Annotated in this window: 14 protein-coding genes and 1 pseudogene; 4 read left to right on the top strand and 11 right to left on the bottom strand. The window is 46.7% G+C overall.

The features are described 5' to 3' along the window. The first annotated feature begins 6 nt into the window (after positions 1-6). A complete protein-coding gene (locus DL346_RS27060) occupies positions 7-1,209 on the top strand; it encodes an MFS transporter (RefSeq protein WP_240633459.1) in 1,203 nt (400 codons plus the stop codon). Between the two features lie 60 nt (positions 1,210-1,269). On the opposite strand, the gene DL346_RS27055 is transcribed toward DL346_RS27060, so the two are convergent. The 5 genes from DL346_RS27055 to DL346_RS27035 form a co-directional block, all read right to left on the bottom strand. Beyond that, positions 1,270-2,091 carry an arylamine N-acetyltransferase gene (locus DL346_RS27055; RefSeq protein ID WP_112885512.1) on the bottom strand — a complete coding sequence of 274 codons (822 nt, stop codon included), beginning with the start codon at positions 2,089-2,091 and terminating at the stop codon, positions 1,270-1,272. A gap of 13 nt (positions 2,092-2,104) precedes the next feature. Then, on the bottom strand, positions 2,105-2,560 hold the full coding sequence (locus DL346_RS27050; protein WP_112885511.1) for a DUF2269 family protein: 456 nt from the start codon (positions 2,558-2,560) through the stop codon (positions 2,105-2,107). A 113-nt stretch (positions 2,561-2,673) separates the two neighbouring features. Further along, positions 2,674-3,849, bottom strand: a complete 1,176-nt coding sequence (locus tag DL346_RS29350) for a LuxR C-terminal-related transcriptional regulator (RefSeq protein ID WP_206098595.1) — start codon at positions 3,847-3,849, stop codon at positions 2,674-2,676. Continuing rightward, complete coding sequence (locus DL346_RS27040) at positions 3,846-4,319, bottom strand: hypothetical protein (protein ID WP_112885510.1); 474 nt, start codon at positions 4,317-4,319, stop codon at positions 3,846-3,848. Before DL346_RS27040 ends, DL346_RS29350 begins: the two co-directional genes overlap by 4 nt. A 153-nt stretch (positions 4,320-4,472) precedes the next feature. Next, positions 4,473-5,084, bottom strand: a complete 612-nt coding sequence (locus DL346_RS27035) for a hypothetical protein (protein ID WP_112885509.1) — start codon at positions 5,082-5,084, stop codon at positions 4,473-4,475. A gap of 188 nt (positions 5,085-5,272) precedes the next feature. Here DL346_RS27035 and udk point away from each other — a divergent pair, with 188 nt between their 5' ends. Further along, a complete protein-coding gene (gene udk, locus DL346_RS27030; protein ID WP_112885508.1) occupies positions 5,273-5,902 on the top strand; it encodes a uridine kinase in 630 nt (209 codons plus the stop codon). A gap of 83 nt (positions 5,903-5,985) precedes the next feature. On the opposite strand, the gene DL346_RS27025 is transcribed toward udk, so the two are convergent. The 6 genes and pseudogenes from DL346_RS27025 to DL346_RS27000 all read right to left on the bottom strand — a co-directional run bounded on the left by DL346_RS27025 (position 5,986) and on the right by DL346_RS27000 (position 15,469). Beyond that, positions 5,986-6,996 (bottom strand): hypothetical protein, encoded by a 1,011-nt coding sequence (locus DL346_RS27025; RefSeq protein WP_112885507.1) that lies wholly within the window; start codon positions 6,994-6,996, stop codon positions 5,986-5,988. A 27-nt stretch (positions 6,997-7,023) separates the two neighbouring features. Next, complete coding sequence (gene murI / locus DL346_RS27020; RefSeq protein ID WP_112885506.1) at positions 7,024-7,788, bottom strand: glutamate racemase; 765 nt, start codon at positions 7,786-7,788, stop codon at positions 7,024-7,026. Positions 7,789-7,962: 174 nt separating this feature from the next. Next, on the bottom strand, positions 7,963-10,404 hold the full coding sequence (locus DL346_RS27015) for an immune inhibitor A domain-containing protein (protein ID WP_240633458.1): 2,442 nt from the start codon (positions 10,402-10,404) through the stop codon (positions 7,963-7,965). Positions 10,405-10,661: 257 nt separating this feature from the next. Beyond that, positions 10,662-10,868, bottom strand: a pseudogene (locus tag DL346_RS29665) (hypothetical protein); the annotation flags it as partial. Between the two features lie 167 nt (positions 10,869-11,035). After that, positions 11,036-14,257, bottom strand: a complete 3,222-nt coding sequence (locus tag DL346_RS27005) for a PxKF domain-containing protein (protein WP_165822703.1) — start codon at positions 14,255-14,257, stop codon at positions 11,036-11,038. Positions 14,258-14,632: 375 nt separating this feature from the next. Beyond that, complete coding sequence (locus tag DL346_RS27000; RefSeq protein ID WP_112885504.1) at positions 14,633-15,469, bottom strand: sulfurtransferase; 837 nt, start codon at positions 15,467-15,469, stop codon at positions 14,633-14,635. Positions 15,470-15,614: 145 nt separating this feature from the next. Between DL346_RS27000 and DL346_RS26995 the strand changes: the two genes are divergently transcribed. After that, positions 15,615-16,145, top strand: coding sequence for a GNAT family N-acetyltransferase (locus tag DL346_RS26995; RefSeq protein WP_112885503.1), 531 nt, complete (start codon positions 15,615-15,617; stop codon positions 16,143-16,145). Between the two features lie 127 nt (positions 16,146-16,272). Continuing rightward, positions 16,273-16,476 (top strand): DUF378 domain-containing protein, encoded by a 204-nt coding sequence (locus DL346_RS26990; RefSeq protein ID WP_112885502.1) that lies wholly within the window; start codon positions 16,273-16,275, stop codon positions 16,474-16,476. Positions 16,477-16,588 lie beyond the last annotated feature (112 nt).

The raw sequence follows: 16,588 nt of genomic DNA, 5'->3' as shown, positions 1-16,588 counted from the left end.
GGCTCCATGTTGAAAAACCGATTTATTCAAGCCATTCTGTCGGCAGGCGTGTTCATGCAGATCGGCATCTGGGTGCGCAACTTCGCGGTGCTCCTGTTTGTGGTCGAAATGACCGACGGGGACGCGTTCGCCGTTTCGCTCGTCTCGGTAGCCGAATTCGCGCCGATTTTCGTATTCTCTTTCATTGGAGGGGCATTTGCTGATCGATGGCGGCCTAAGCGTACGATGGTATTATGCGACCTGCTTAGCGCGATATCGATCTTCGTCATTTTGCTCACGTTGATTTATGGCTCATGGCAAGCGGTGTTCTTCGCAACGTTCGTCTCGGCGATTTTGTCGCAGTTTTCTCAGCCCTCCAGCATGAAGCTGTTCAAGCTGCACGTGCCCGGAGAGCAGATGCAGGCCGGCATGGCCCTGTTCCAGACGATGATGGCGGTATTTATGATTTTGGGTCCGATTCTGGGCACGTTCGTATTCGAGCAATTGGGCATCTACTGGTCAATGGGCATCGTCTGTGTCGCATTCCTCGTGTCTGCCGCCGTACTTACGCTGCTTCCGGCAGACAGGGTCGAGGAGAAAGAGAATGCCGGGACCTCGATTTGGACTGAGATGAAGATGGGGATCGACTACGTCCTTCATCGCAAAGCGCTCGTCGCTTTAGGCGGTTCTTTCCTCGCCGCGGGACTCGGCATCGGCATTATTCATACGCTTGCCGTGTTTCTCATCACCGAACAGCTTGGCTTGCCGAAGGGGAACCTGCAATGGCTCTTCGCGGCCAACGGCGCGGCCATGCTTGTCGGCGGGGGACTGTCGATGGCATTCTCGAACAAAGCCGCTCCGCAAACGCTTGTTTTATGGGGCATGCTCGTCACGGGGATTGGCGTCTCGGTCATGGGATTTTCCGAAGTATTCTGGCTCACGCTAGCGATGGAAGCCATGATCGGACTCTTCATGCCGGCACTGCAGATCGGCATTAATACGCTAATTCTGAACAAGACGGAGGAAGCGTTCGTCGGACGCGTGAACGGCATCCTGACGCCGATGTTCATGGGCGCGATGGTTGTTACGATGAGCATAGCCGGCCTCCTGAAGGCCAGTTTATCGCTCTCTTGGACCTATCAATTCTCTGCTGCGATGTTCCTTATCGGTATCGTGTTCCTGCTGCCTCTTTACCGTATAAAGGATCCGGTTGCGGCAAAAGCAAACTAAATTGGGCCAGGTATCAGCACCTCAAGGGTGTATGATCCCGGCCCTTTCTTCATATATTTCTCAGCCCTCCGAAAAAAGCCGGTTCCCCCGATCAGCAACAAACCGAAGCGCTTGATTCAACATTTCTGCTTGAAATCCGAATGTTTTCTCCATCATCACGATCCAATCTTGTTTTCGGGCGCATTCATGGATTTCGGTGCCGTCGTCGGTTTTAATTATCAGCTTTTGATTGATGACGGAATAAGCAGCGTCCGGTTTGAATAAGGTAGCGACGATTCGGCGCATGAACGGGTTATCCTCTTCATCCCTAAGCGAGTGGGTAATATCCGGTTCGAAGCTCTCGATTTCAACGGGCGTCCATTCAATGCACTTGGTTACGAAGCTTTGCCCGTTCATCCTTCTATCAATCACATAACGGCCCGTATCTAACCGAACAATCTCCACTTCTTCCCCTCTGCGGGAGAACCGAGGCTGTTCCTCTAAATCCAGCGGCTCAAACAAAGGCGCCCCGTAGCCCACGTCTACATAATAGGATCGCCCCTCGACAGTCACTTTATTGGCCAGATGAGCATTGCCGCTCGTTGCACGCACTACCTCAACCTGAAATCCCAGCGATTGAAGCAGCCTTCCGAAATGGAGATTCAAAATATAACAATTGCCCCCAAGTCTCTCCTGCTCAACATGATTCAAATAGGTATCCATGGAAGGGAGCCAGCGAAAGCCTGTTTTTCCATGATTCACGTAATAATGGAACTTACTCAAATTTTCGAACGGAATCGTGTGCAGGTGGCGTTTAACCAGAACATGCAAATAGTCCAGTGTCGGATTTCGGATGTCTGTCTGAAGGCAGTACAAGTACCGTTTCTGTAAAGCTTTATCCATGACGCCATCCCCATCAGTCCGGCTTTGCAATCATCAAGACAAATATGATAAGCCCTAGAATCCCCGCCCATAAATGAAGATTCCGCACGCGAGAGTAAAGCCCGATCAAATTGGCAGCAGGTTCTTCCGAAGATACAACCCCGGATTCATTGATGCGTTTTAGCAGCTTACTGGCCGCGGGATTCAAAAAACCGATGACGAGTATTTCGATTGCAGCATAGACGGCCAAGGAACCGATAATCCACAAATGCGCGAACGACCCATACGACCCTATAAAAAATAGGGCGAGCCCCGAGATGATGGCAACGGTACCGAATGCCTTGGGGAAAAACTCCAAATAAGCGACCTGAAGTAAATTTCGCTTCATTTCTTCAACCGTAGAAACTTTCCTCAGCATCCAAGGGAACGCGTATGCCGGTCCCAAGCCTAGAATTGCGGATAAAATGTGTAGAACGACTAACCATACCAAGCAGCAACACCGCTTTCATGAGATTTTGAATTGCTGTCTCTCATCATAACGGCCGACGCTGCTTCCTTGTATCGGTGAAAATACGTATTTATCGGATGATGTGCCGATCCCGCTCATGAGTTTTCCTTAAGCAGCCCCTTTTCCATGACATATCGGGTCAAAGCAGCTCGGGACGGGACGTTCAACTTCTGGTAGATTCTTTCCAAATGGGTCGTTACGGTTCTCAAACTAATAAACAACTGCTTGGCAATCTCCGCATTCGTATACCCTTTGGCGACATTGATTGCCACTTGCCGCTCCCTAGCGCTGAGACTCGAATGAAACGGGTCGGCTTCCTTCTCCCATTGCAGCCTTGCAAGCTCGATAACCTGTCTGAACAAAGCTTCCCTCTCTTGTGCAGGCACTGTTGATATCGTAAGCAGGGTTTCCCCCAGCTTCTCGCCCAAATAGACAAGGTAACGATCCTCAATCGAATGAATGGCCTTCATCTGTCCGCTTGCATCTTCACAGCAGATAATCCCAATTAAGGTGTGAAAAGAACGGATGGGAAATGCCAAGCAGCTGGAGGGTGTCGTCTCCGTTACAGGAATCATGGGCTTGTCTTTTTGCTCTTGCGGCTCAGTATGAATCGAATGGAGATACCTGAGCTGAGAACGAATGTTTCGCAATCGGATGATTCTTTGTTTGCTCTTAACCAACATTGCAAGCCGTTTCATCATATCGAACGCACCCGCGTCTACTCCTGCGCCCGGTACCCCCCGGGACGCTTTCAGCTTTACATCCCGGTCGTTCTCCGCCGGAATCCAGAAGGACAATCGGTGCCATTCATGAACAGCAGCCAGGACATGCAACAAATCCCCGTACGTTTCCGGTGCCGGTTTCAGATGAATGGCTTCTTCGATACATTGGCGTACTGACGTGACTTCAAACACCACCACGGATCTTAGCTCCGCGGACAGCGGGACACCCGCCATCCAAGAGATGGTCTCTATATCCTGTTTGATGTGTTCAAAGAGAGAGCCTTCGTACTCCGAGCGAATGTAACGTACGGAAATTTCCCACTGGATGAAATCGCGGGGATTAATGATTTTCAGCAGCGCCAGCGGATTTTCAATCAGATTCCGATACGTCTTGTTCAACATTTGGTTCGCAATGGCAACGAAATGAGATTCCGCATGCCAAACCCGCGTCAGGTTGGCGATATTCGGGATCCCCTCGGCAGAACTGGTTACAAGGCATGAGGGCAATGCCCCCTCGAATAGGGGCATAAGTTCTGTCGGAAGCATCATTTCACGCCCCTTTCCATTACAAGCGAACCGGTGCCGGGCCCTGGGGTTTGCAGAAAAACGGATCGAATTTGAAGCCCGACCGCCATGCATTCTGACGGCGAAACATGAATGACCGGCGCCAAGCCGGGAATGTGCCCGGTTACCCAGCTGTACTGCTCCTCTAAGATAAAGACATCTTTCTTCGTTAACGGCCTGGAATCGATAAATCGGCCCTTGAACTGATAGGATTCGTTATCAATACCCGAAGTGAGAAGCGCGGACATCTCCCTCCCGTGCTTCATATAATCATGCAAACGCAGCCACTGGCTCTTTAAAATATAAAGCCATATCCAATCTGACTCCGTATCCAGCCGATAACCGTATCCCCTGCAAATAAACGGAGCCATTCCTTTTCCGGCTGCCGCCAAATGGATGAAAATAGGTACGGAACGCTGAGAAAAACGAATGATTTCTACAGGCCACTCACTCATATGGTTCTTTTCTGGCTCCCTTCCAACCAAGGCGTCATCTTCCATTTTATATCTATTGATGAGGTCGCACAGCAAGTATTATTTTTGGGCATAAAAAATACACCGCCAAGGCACCCGGCCTCATGACGATGTATTCAGATTAACTGTTGCTTATCAAAAAGTGTTGGGACTATACAAGTCCGCGACGAACATGAGCGCGCCCGGGTCGAAGCTTCCCCCGATATAATTCTGAACTTCGAAGCTGACGACGACTTGCTGTCCTTGCGCGTTGTTCTGGAATGCCTTGGAATAGTAGCGGACATTCTGCCACTCGAATGGAGGCTTATTCGAGCCGGAAGTCAGATTGAATGAGTTATCGAGAAGGAAACCGTCCGTAATATCGAGCTGTTCGGTCGGAGTTGCACCCTTGGAGAAAATTTGCGCTCTCGCTTTCACTGCATTGTCGGCAAATACGAATAAGTGTAGAACAAATGGAATATCTTGTCCTGCCGGAATATCAATCGCTTTCGCAAAGCCCAGCCGTTTGCCGGGATTGCTGTTATCCGCCGAATCCCAAATATATAAGGGATTGCCTACGGAAGGAAAGTCTCCGTTATTAGGAGTGTTGAATTGGACTAAAGTCGGCCAGTTAGCACTCGACATACCCGTTTCTACCGCATTACCAAGGGCACCCTCTAAGAGCGCTTGAACCGCTTCTTCAGCGCTGTCCCGAACGACAACCGAAGTATCGCTGATGATCCTTCCTATTGGAAATAAAAATGCCATGATCAACCACCTCTCCTTTAGAATACTTACATTCTATGAGGAGGCTTGTTCCAGTGATCGGGCGTTGTCCCATTTGCATTCGTATTTCATAGAAATGGACAAATAGAAGTTTTGTGATTAGCTCCGTCGCTATGCTACAATACTGAAATTGAATGTAATTACACATAAGCGAGGTCATATGGACAGCCATGCTCATCATCGGAATTGCAGGCGGCACGGGATCGGGAAAAACAACGGTGGCACGATCGGTCATCGAACATCACGGATCTGACAAAGTGACGTTTATTTCGCAAGACAACTATTACAAAGACAATCCCCATCTTTCAATGGCCGAACGCGAGATGCTGAACTATGATCATCCGCTCGTGTTCGATAACGATCTTCTGGTCGAACATTTGAAAATGCTGAAGGCCGGACAGACGGCCTACGCTCCAATATACGATTTCACGACGCATTCCCGCTTCAAGGATAAGACCGAGAAGCTCATGCCGTACAACATCGTCATTATTGAAGGGCTTCATGTGCTGTCTGACGAGAATCTGCGGGCGATGCTCGATATCAAGGTGTTTGTCGACACCGATCCCGACGTGCGCATTTTGCGCCGGGTGCTGCGCGACATCGAAGAGCGCGGCCGGTCGATTCAATCCGTCCACGATCAATACTTGCAGACCGTCAAACCCATGCACGAGGCATTCATCGAACCGTCCAAGAAGTACGCCGACATCATTATCCCCGAGGGCGGACAGAACGAAGTGGGCATCCGGCTGCTTTCCATTTTGACGGAGAAGTATTTGAATGAGGAACGCACGACGGAATAACAAAGCATGAAAATACATCGCCCGGGCACAGCCTAATGGCGATGTATTTTATTTTGCATATGGCTACAGAGGATTTCATCATATTACACCTCTGCCAGCTTCTCCTGCAGCAGCTTTTCAAAATCCTCATACATTGGCGAATATTTACGGAGTTCCTTTGCAATTGCTGCTCGTCTTTCATTGTCCTGTAACGCTGAAAGAGTGACATTGAAGTTTCCTTCTATGTTTTGCAACGTTTCTATAATTTTTTCGCTTTGTTTCATCATTCGGAAATATTCCTCATGTAAGCTCGACAGCTCAGGAACCGCTTCCTTCGCCTTTTTCAGAAAATCAAAGGAGATGCCGCAAAAGTTGGTGGAAAGGTTGCATATATAAACCGTGTAATGCTTCCACTGGTCAAATTGTTCGTGCGTCATGCCTTCAAACCGGCCATTTTCAATATCATCCGCCCAGTCCCGGAACGCTTTCGGTCCATAAGAGCAGTTATAGTTATCGGGAGAAGCAAGAAGTTCAGCGATACGAGAAAAAGCATTTTTGTAAATTGCCGCGAAATCCGATTCCTTTTTCTTGGCTCCGATGAATATCCAATCCTGCAAAATTTCTTCTTCCGTGTTCAGTTTGAATGACTCCGGCGTATCGCCGTCCAAAAATAGCAGGATTTTTCCGTTCTCCTCATACCCTACGAAAACTTGAAAATTGGTATTTCCGGGCATCGCATTTTTGATCAAAACGGGGGTGCCTTTGTTGATATAGGCTTTTACGGTTTCAATATACTTTCCTTTATTGGCAGCAATCTGCGCGGCGGTAACATAAGTATGTTCATAATCAATCTCGTCAAACACATATTTGATAAATTCCGGGCCGTCCCAGACCACTGAAACACAATCATGATAATGATCATCATTATGCCCGTATACCTGGACGAAATTATCGCCGCTTATGCCTGCAAAAAAACTGTAGGAGTAAATTTCATTGGGCTCTACATACTCCATGATTAATTTCATGCAAGCGTTGAACGGGTAGTTTTCGCCAAAGTGCCAAGTACACAACGGATGGGTGTTGGGAAGCAAGTTGTTGCTTTGGTTTGTAGTCATTTTGATTGACCTTTCGGTATGAATTTGTCATCTGAGGAGAGTCAATGCCAACTTCATTTTTTCTATATAGGCTGCTTCCCCGCCGGTGCACATGAACGTCACGTTTCCGCTCCCCAAGCCTGTTTCGATGCCATAGCGATTAAGCAACGCCGACAATCTCCTAACAGTGCCAGCGTTTCCATTGATGATCTCGATATGGGGCGGCAAAATGTCGCGGAGAATATCCGTATAAAATGGATAGTGCGTGCAGCCTAATACGATGATGCCGTAATGGTTAAGATCATAGGGGGCAAGCTTAGCACGGAAGTACTCGCCCATGACGACCTTATCGAATTGAAGGGCTTCGCAATACTGGACAAGCTCAGGCAACGGCAATGAATCCACGATTCCAGCCTGATCCACGCGGGATACAAGCGCATAATATTTAGGCAGCTGCAACGTAAGAGGCGTAGCGAAAACAAGTACTCTTTTACCGGTGGCTCGGTTCATCTCCACGGCCGGTTTGACGGCAGGCTCCATGCCGACAATCGGGAAGGAATACCGCTCCCTCAGTTCATTTATAGCAATGCTTGTCGCCGTATTGCATGCAATGACAAGCGCATCGATGCCTTGCAGAATCATCTTCTCCACAGCTTCAAAGACGAAGGCGCGCACTTCTTCCTTCGATTTGGTCCCGTATGGGACGTTCTTCGTATCAGCCATATAGAGATAATTCTCGGCAGGGAGCAGCCTAAGCGATTCCGCCAATACCGTAAGCCCGCCAATTCCAGAGTCAAAAAAACCGAGTTTCATAGGGAATCCATTCCTATCAAATAGTTATAGTGATATATACAGCATATCGCGATTGAAGTCCCTAGGGCAAGAACAGACATTGTCTAACCGACTAATATGCTGGCAGCATCGGTTTTCTTCGAGTACAAAAAAGAGATTAGCTCCTGTAACGGAAACTAACCTCAATTCTGATGTTTATTTGAAGATCAAAATTTTTCCGACAGTACCGTCAGCACTTTGTCCAACAACCCGAACCTTTAATCCGTATTTTGGAACATTTCGGCCAACCTCTGGATTTTGCGGGTTGCTGTAATCTTGACTATCGTCGAAAAGGGCATTATTTTGAGTAAAGTTATCTTTCATGTAGAAAGATGAATCGCCAATTGTTACATTGCTGCCTTTATTTAAGCTAAATGCAGCATCATGCATCTGGTAGCTATTTGAGCCAAGGAGTTTGTTAATCTGATATAGATCGTTAGGGTCCGTCCAATTCTTATTTTGCCAGATGTTATTATGCTGGTCGGCATCTACAACACCTACGAAGCCATCACCAGGATGGAAGCCTGTTCCAGTCCAGTTGTTGTCATATGAATCATCAACATACCAAACTACTAAACCTGAATCAAAAGAAAGCATGGTTCCTCTGCGGTTGATATTGGCTAAACCGGAATCGGAGCCGTTATGGGTTCTCCATTCTAATAGGTAGTGATGTTCAGTTGCGTAACTTCCAGTATGTTTTCCAAAACCGTGTAAAGTAAATAGCGGGTCGCCTTCAGCACCATCTGTTAATACTTCTTTTCCGTCAGCCGTTACCTTGACATTGTCCACAAAGAATCCTTCTAAGCTTGTGCCCCAGTCGGTCATATAACGGAATTGAAGTTGAATCTCCTTCCCTTTATAGGCACTTAAATCAATCGTTTGATGAATCCAGCCATTGCTTGATCCTGTGTATCCCGGCATATTTTGTTTAATAGCCGGATAACCGTCATCTACAATACTATCGGTTGTTTGTTCAGTTGATAGTGATTTCCATGTTCCCCCGTTATCTTCAGAAACTTGGACCATAGCAAAATCCCAATTTTCCTCGGTTTTATACCATGCATCAAAATCGAGAGTGGCATTAGCTGTTACGCCTGTTAAATCAACAGCCTTAACCATCTTATGGTCAATTTCGTCCCCTTTACCGCCAAAGTATTCATATGACCCGGTTTTTGGAGCATTAATAACATTGACCTTATCCGGTAAATTAATGCGAACTACATCATTATTTGTTCCTTTTGTACTAGCCTCGTCAAGAAGCAGCGATGTCCCTTTAGAGGTAACATCACTTAGATTAATATTAGTACCTGATAGCCAATTTGGCGTGAAGGTTGAAGTTGTCATTGACTCCTGGAAAAACGCTTTAGCATTCGGGCTGAAGCCTGATGGTTCGGTTCCTGGAATTTTACCTGTCCAGCTTCCGCTAGACATGATAGACCAGTTGCTGACAGGCTCGCCACTACCGCTATAGATCGTATCGTATTCATCAGGATAGCCTAAATCATGGGCGAATTCATGGGCGAATACTCCGGCTGCTCCGTCTTCCGGTTCAATCGTGTAAGCAAACCCTATCAAATTATCGACGCCAAAATAGTTTGCTTCTGCTGTTGTATCAGGAATAGGGTAAAGGTTTATTAAACTCGAACTATGCGACCAGATGGCATTTTCCCCAATTTTGCCGCCACCAGCTTCTTCACCGACACCGGAATGAATGACCATTAGGTGGTCAATAATTCCATCAGGTTCACGAGTATTCCCGTCTCCATTCAAATCAAACTGATCTTCTTGGTCATATCGATTTAAATTTACGGACGGATCCTTAGCAGCAGCATTTAATGCTTCCCTTACTAGTGCTCTAGGATTAACATCATTTCCGCTTGAATTATGCGCACCATAATAAGCCGCTTCGTGTTCTGCCGTATACCATCCAGCTACCTGACCGTCAACCGTATAACTGCCGCCGGATTGTTGCTCATAAAATTGTTTCATTGAAATTTTTGTTTTTCCATCTGGTCCAACATAACCATCTTCACCAAAAATCATATCTTGATAATGTTGATGGGAATAAGCATCAGAGCCGCTATAATACATATCCGTTTCATCCGGTGATAATTGACCATGTTTCAGATCTGGGAAATCAATTAAAAGGACAAGGACTTCATCTTTTCTTTGAGTTCCATCCCAATTTTCTTTTTTCACAGAAGAAATAGTAGTTTGTTTTGCTTCTCCTGATTTATTGCCATTACCTTTATAGACACCGTTGCTATTCATGTTTGATTTAATTTGATCTGCTAGAGCAGCGCGCTTTTTCGCAAAAGAATCCGTTTCTTTATTGGCTGCTGAAGCTTCCGCTAGCTTATGTAAATATTGTTGCAATGCCTTTTCTGCTTCAGCTGCGGTTGCATCCTGTGGTATGGTACCCTTTTTCTTTAACATTTCAATGAGCTTATCCTCGTTTGCTATGGCTAAATCGATAGGTACTGCCTCATTAGCACCAGTCTTACTCATATTCTCATGATCGATAACACCTGGTGCAAAAGAGCTGAATAAAAGACCTGCTGATAAAATCGGCGCCGTAATTCTTCTTTTCCAATTCAAGTGTCCATTCCTCCTAATAGTTTGCAAGATAAAGACAACTTTATTATACAACCATTCTTAATATTTTGAATATTTCAATATTAAAGTTTCGTTAAAATTATTATGTCATTTTCAGTATTATTATGGTTAATTTTGTATTCATATTTCAACAATTTGGTAATTAATGTTTATCATCGACAGGCCTCGTTTAGACCAACCTGTTGGTTAAGCCAATTAAAAACAGAGCAACGGCAGATGTATTCGAAATCTGCATACTGCTATCCGCCTACTAAAACATTTCCTTGAAGGATGTGTCCGTTCTTTTCCGGTCGGTTGACTATCACAATGCCCGATACAACCAAGCCCAGCGCTGCACGCGTCAAGAACAAATACATCGAGACGCTTCCGACCTTGTTGTATTTCATGACATTATTCCAAAGCACAAAGCCTGTGGCAGACAGAAACGACAAATACAGCATCATCAGAGGGATTCGTTGTGATTTAATTAAAATTCTCCTTTTTGGGCCTTAGCTTCCCGTAAATCCGTGCAACAAAACAAGGGCACCTATTGGGATGGTGCCCTCAACCTAGCAGACTAATTGAACGCTGCTTCGTTGCCGTTCTTATGTCTACTTAATTCGTAGTAATCATTTCATAAAAATGTAAAGTTTGCTCTATATTCTGATCCATCAGCAAATTTGACAATCAATTGTCTGTAAGTATCAGCCCAAGTTTTATCAGTCTTCCAAACAAATGTGTATTGGTCTGTAGATGCATCATAAGAAAGGCTACTATTACCAGCCGTAACTATAGTTTCAATTGGATTGTATTCGGCTGTTAGGATTTCTTGTATTTGTATTGATGTAGGGTACGTAACATTGTGATCCGTATAAAAAACTTGACTCTTTTGGCCACCTAGACTGAATTTTATTGGGATTGCGCTACCGGCTTTCACGGTGTTGTAAACAACTTTGTCAGCGTTAAATATATCAACTGGAGCAAAGAAGCCACTGAAACTATATGAGTTAATCGTAAATTTAGCTAGATTATAGGTGATAAAGTAATTATTGAGTACGTTCGCAGGACCAAGAGTTGCATGAATTGTATATGAACCTACTAACTCGCCAGGCGCTCTGCTATAGATTGCCGTAACATGATCAGAGTCAAGGAACCCAGACAATGTACCAGTAAATGCTATGGGATCTGAATCACCATATATCTTGCTGGCTGCAAAAGTAGTCACTGATGCTTCTTTCTTGTTGATAATGAAATCTTTTCGGTCAGAACTACCGAAATAATTGCCGCTTCCTTCATATGTTGCAAAAGCTGTATAATCACCTGCATTGGTTGGTGCTATATCTGATTCATAGATTGTGCCGTTTCGTCCTGTGTAATGCACTGTAAGTGCCTGATTCAAGTTATTTGGACCTGTAACAAATGCTGTTCCTCCATGAGGGTTTCCATCATAGGTTGCATCGCCTACAGTCACGGTAGTTGTAGTTATGTCCGGTGCAACTGTAACTTGAAAAGTTGCGGTAAAGTGACCGTCCACAGTTGTTGCAGTAATTGTAGCCGTACCTAACGCAACTGCTGTTACAAGGCCCGTATCGCTTACTGTAACAACACTTGAATCAGTCGTATATGTTAATGATTTGTCCTTTGCTGTAACAGGAAGCACGGTGGGAGCAAGTTGATAGGTTTCTCCAACATGTTTTGTAATTGAATTCGTTGCAAAAGCAACCGATCTCACGGGAACAGGAAAACGGTCGTTAAAATTAAAGGCCCAATCTTCGGAGTTTATGAAATTGCCGTATACTGCGGCAAGCGGCGATACAGAGTCGTTATCCAAATAATTCGGATAGACATATCCTTTTTCCGCATCTTGAAGCGAAGCCGCGTAGGGTGAGAAGGTACGCATATGAATGACATTATTTAGTTCATCAAATTCCGCGAATCTAAGATAGCCGAAACCGCTGCCGTTTCCAGATTGATAGTCGGCAAGCACAAGCTTGACGTCCCTATTGTTTGAATTTTTCAACACTGCTGAGGCGGCGCCTGTATAATGTCCGCCAATCAACATGAATACCTGATCAAACTCTTTAGCAATATTCCAAATGCTGGATCCCGCACTGCTTAGTGTCGCAACACCATCAGCACTGGTACACATGTCATGAGTTTCTATAATGGTCGGTATGCCCGGATTAGCCTCCAGAAGACCTTGCAACCATGTGCCCTCACCGGCATTTTGATTCGGGGTAGCGAACCATCCCAAGGAAATGGCCAAATATTTGTAGCTACCTGCATGGAAGAACGTGTATGAGCTCTGCCCGCTTGGTGAAAAACCTACATTCTCTGCTCCATCGGGGTTCACAAGATCATTCCAAGGTGATGTCGGTCCATAATTAGCCTTGAATAAGTCGGCAGGAATAGGTCCTCCATAGTCATGGTTTCCTTCGCTTATCAACGTTGGAATTCCGGCTATGGCGAGTCTATCGTAGCTTTCATGCGTTCGTACATACTCATCCGGATCATTGCTTTGCGTAATATCCCCCAAGCTTACAATCGCTTTGATTTTTGCGCTGTCCTTATGGTCAACAAGCCATTGCATGGTATCATTTACAATAAAGTTTGAGCTCTGGGTGTTGTATTGCGTATCGGGGACAAATACGATGTTGTAGTCATAATCGTTATTAGGCGTAGAATTGACGAGAGAGTAAGGGTTGTTATTGCCTGGAACGGCATGGCTGCCCGGAGTTCCTGCAGCAGGGTTTAGCGTTGTAATCGGATTAGGAATAAGCCAGTCACTTGGAGCTAACGCACCGTCCGAAATTCTGATATGCTGCAATTCACCACGGAGCATAGCATCAATATCCAGTTGAGCATCGGAGATACCGCCGCTCGTTAATGGATCAATCCAATAGGAAGAACCAATGTAAAAGCGCCCGTCATTGGGATCGACAAACATACCTTTCATGCCTGCACCGTCTGCATCGAAGTAGCCTCTATATGCATCTACGCCGTCAACGATAACGCGAACGGACTTATTATCAGACGTGATAACGATGTAATGCCATTGTCCCTTTTCCATCGGACTCGACCATGCTTGGGTTTTGCTAGTCGGATAATAATTGTTATCCGCATTTGCGACGCCGTATTGAACCTCTCTAATGTCCGAAATAGAAACGTTCATTGTTCCGCTGAAAGGTTCACTTTTACTCAAAAACGGATAGGAAGTAGAGCCATATGTGCCGTCGTCGGACATATTATCTTTACCGCTGGAGTTGCCCAAACGCCCCATAATACCCATCCACTTATCTCTGTATGGAGAAGAGTTGCTCGTACTTTTATTATAATTGGAGTCGAGCTTATATATAAACTCCATCGTATAACCGTTTCTAAACTGATTTTTATTAATAGGAGCATCTAAAGCCGTTGTAAAATTGACGCCTGAACGAATAACATTTCCATTTGATGTTAAACTTGCTGTTCGTGCATTAACTGGCTGGAAATTAAAACTACCGGTTGCATCTGTAGTTCCAGGCATTGTATTCGTTGTAAATGCGCCAAAATTACCGGCCGTTACATTGACGCCTTTTGCATTTATCGCCGATGAGGACAATGTTGCCGGATTTGCTTTAACATGATTATCCACAAAGAACTGCATATGAAGGTCGTTATTGTTGCCGGATTGGTCAACGATTTTTAATGCTCCAGCATCTACCGTACTGTGGGTTTGATCAAAAATCCAGTCTGCGGCAATGATTGGCTTTGCCTCATTTGCGGATATCGTAACATCGTGGGTGAGCGAAAGAGTAGATAGCATTAAAGTTGCTGAAGCGAAAACCGCCAGGAATTTATTTCCCTTTTTAACCATCTTTTTATTTCTCCTCCTAATGTTAATGCTTAAGAATACGAGACAGAATGTGCGTTTCCCCGTCCTCCATGGCATCCCTCGTTTTTCATAATGTTGTTTTAGTTGCTATCAGTTGTTATTAGTTGTTATTTGTAGGTTACACCGAATTCAAAGCGCTTACAATACTTGGTTGCCTTTTTCTTTTTATGCCCTATCTTCGTACATTAAGGCTTGCCATCTATGAATCGAGTCAGAGAGCACTTCAAGTCCATCAGCCCATCTTGATGAAATCCGTTATGAGCGCCTTCCAGCGGCCCATAAAAAATACAGAGCAACGGCAGCTATCTCGCCGTGCTCTGTATTAAACCGCTAATACGACTATGTGTTATTCCGCATTTATTCGTTTCCGACAGCCACCGGATTCCCCTCATAACTAATCCAATCGCTCCAGCTCCCCGCATACAGCTTCACATTCGTGAAGCCCGCTTCCTGCAGCGCGAGCACGTTCGGGCAAGCCGTCACGCCCGAGCCACAGTAAACGACCAGCTCGCCGTCCTTCGGCAGTCCTACAAACCGGGCCTCCTGCGCCTCCGCGCTCTTCCACTTGCCGTCCGCATCGCGGCCTTCCGCCCAGAAGCGGTTGATCGCGCCTGGAATATGGCCGGCTACGCGGTCAATCGGCTCCGCCTCGCCGCGATACCGCGCGCCTTCGCGCGAATCCACAATCGTAACTCCGGCTTGGCCGAGCTTCTCCTGCACTTCCTCCACCTCGACCAGCATGTTATGCTGAACGGTCGCGAGGAACTGGCTCGGAATGAGCACCTTCTGCTCCGCCGACACCGGGAACCCGGCATTCTTCCAGGCCGTGAACCCCTCGTCCATCACATAAACCTGCTCGTGGCCCAGGTACTTCAGCAGCCACCACAGCCGCGAAGCCATCGCCCCTCCTTGATCATCATACGCGATAACCCGCGATTCATTGTTGATCCCCACTCGGCTGAGCGTAGCCGTCAGCGCCGCGATGTCCGGAAGCGGATGACGGCCGCCATGCTCCTCTACAGGCGAGGATAGATCCTTTTCCAAGTCCAAATACACCGCGCCCGGAATATGCGATTCCGTATACGCCTCGCGGCCGGACTCCGGCTTGCCCAGTTGGAAGCAGCAGTCGACGATAACCACATCCGACTCATACATGCGGGCAAGCAACCATTTTAACGATACGATATTGTTCATCCTTATCAGCCGCCTTCCTCTACCTCTTCAATTCAATCTCATTAGCTTAAATTATACAGCATTCCGGCCAAGCTTCCACCACTTCGCCGTTTCTGTTACGATAAATGAAATGAACCGGTCCGAAATCCATGAGGAGTCCCTATCCATGACCTCTAACACGCCTAACCACCCCATACCTGCAGTAAAATATACCTTCAACGTCGTACCGCTCTCCGACGCACTCGCCGAGGAGCTCAGCACCTGGCGCTATGAGCCGCCATTCGACTTCTATAACTGGTCGACCTGGGAGGTTATGCAGCAGCTCGGCATCGAGTTCGGTGACGCCTACATCCGCCAGCAGCAGTATGCCGCGGTCACAGATGGCGACGGCGCCTTGATCGGCTTCGCGCAGTTTTTTCCGCTGCTCGGCGTGACGCGAATCGGGCTTGGCCTGCGGCCGGACCTATGCGGACAAGGGCAGGGACTTGGCTTCTTCCTCGTGCAAGCGATCGTGGCGGAAGCCATTCGCCGCGCGCCAGAGGATGAAATTGACCTGGAAGTTCACGTCTGGAATACGCATGCCATCCGCACCTACGAACGAGCTGGATTCGTCATTACCGACACGTATGAGAAGCCTACGGCTGCCGGCGACGTAACGGTCCATTGTATGTGCTACACACGTACCGAAGCCCGCTAACATCCGATGTAACACCCAAGCGCCGCCCCTGCCGGGACTGCGCTTACTTTTTTATCGTGCTAAAACAACCTGCACCCGCATATCCGTATAATGTCACGAGTCATCACCCATTAAGGAGGCGGGTCCAATGAAAGCTTTGAACATCGTCAGCTTATTAGTCCTGATTCTCGGCGGGTTGCATTTGCTGGTCATCGGTCTATTTGAGTATGATGTCGTTTCAGAAGTTTTTGATGGTTCAGATTCCGTTGGCGCAAAAATCGTGTACATTATTGTCGGGTTAGCTGCCCTCTACGGCCTATCCTTCTTCTCCAAAGTATCGTCGGAAGATTGACAGACCCCCTGTCCGCATCCTAAATAAGCGGATCGTCCCCATTTGCACACATAGGAGCCCGACCCTAGCGCTGCCAAGCGCGGGGCGGGCTCTTTTTTACCATGTTCAACAC

Origin of the sequence: Paenibacillus montanisoli, assembly GCF_003268025.1 — a bacterium.
GTDB classification, from domain to species: Bacteria; Bacillota; Bacilli; order Paenibacillales; family Paenibacillaceae; genus Paenibacillus_Z; species Paenibacillus_Z montanisoli.
This window is presented reverse-complemented; position numbering and strand designations above follow the sequence as displayed.

Coding starts and splice junctions, on each gene's coding strand:
- DL346_RS27060 (WP_240633459.1), top strand. CDS start 7: ATGTTGAAAAACCGATTTATTCAAGCCATTCTGTCGGCAGGCGTGTTC.
- DL346_RS27055 (WP_112885512.1), bottom strand. CDS start 2,091: ATGGATAAAGCTTTACAGAAACGGTACTTGTACTGCCTTCAGACAGAC.
- DL346_RS29350 (WP_206098595.1), bottom strand. CDS start 3,849: ATGATGCTTCCGACAGAACTTATGCCCCTATTCGAGGGGGCATTGCCC.
- DL346_RS27040 (WP_112885510.1), bottom strand. CDS start 4,319: ATGAGTGAGTGGCCTGTAGAAATCATTCGTTTTTCTCAGCGTTCCGTA.
- DL346_RS27035 (WP_112885509.1), bottom strand. CDS start 5,084: ATGGCATTTTTATTTCCAATAGGAAGGATCATCAGCGATACTTCGGTT.
- udk (WP_112885508.1), top strand. CDS start 5,273: ATGCTCATCATCGGAATTGCAGGCGGCACGGGATCGGGAAAAACAACG.
- DL346_RS27025 (WP_112885507.1), bottom strand. CDS start 6,996: ATGACTACAAACCAAAGCAACAACTTGCTTCCCAACACCCATCCGTTG.
- murI (WP_112885506.1), bottom strand. CDS start 7,788: ATGAAACTCGGTTTTTTTGACTCTGGAATTGGCGGGCTTACGGTATTG.
- DL346_RS27005 (WP_165822703.1), bottom strand. CDS start 14,257: ATGGTTAAAAAGGGAAATAAATTCCTGGCGGTTTTCGCTTCAGCAACT.
- DL346_RS27000 (WP_112885504.1), bottom strand. CDS start 15,469: ATGAACAATATCGTATCGTTAAAATGGTTGCTTGCCCGCATGTATGAG.
- DL346_RS26995 (WP_112885503.1), top strand. CDS start 15,615: ATGACCTCTAACACGCCTAACCACCCCATACCTGCAGTAAAATATACC.
- DL346_RS26990 (WP_112885502.1), top strand. CDS start 16,273: ATGAAAGCTTTGAACATCGTCAGCTTATTAGTCCTGATTCTCGGCGGG.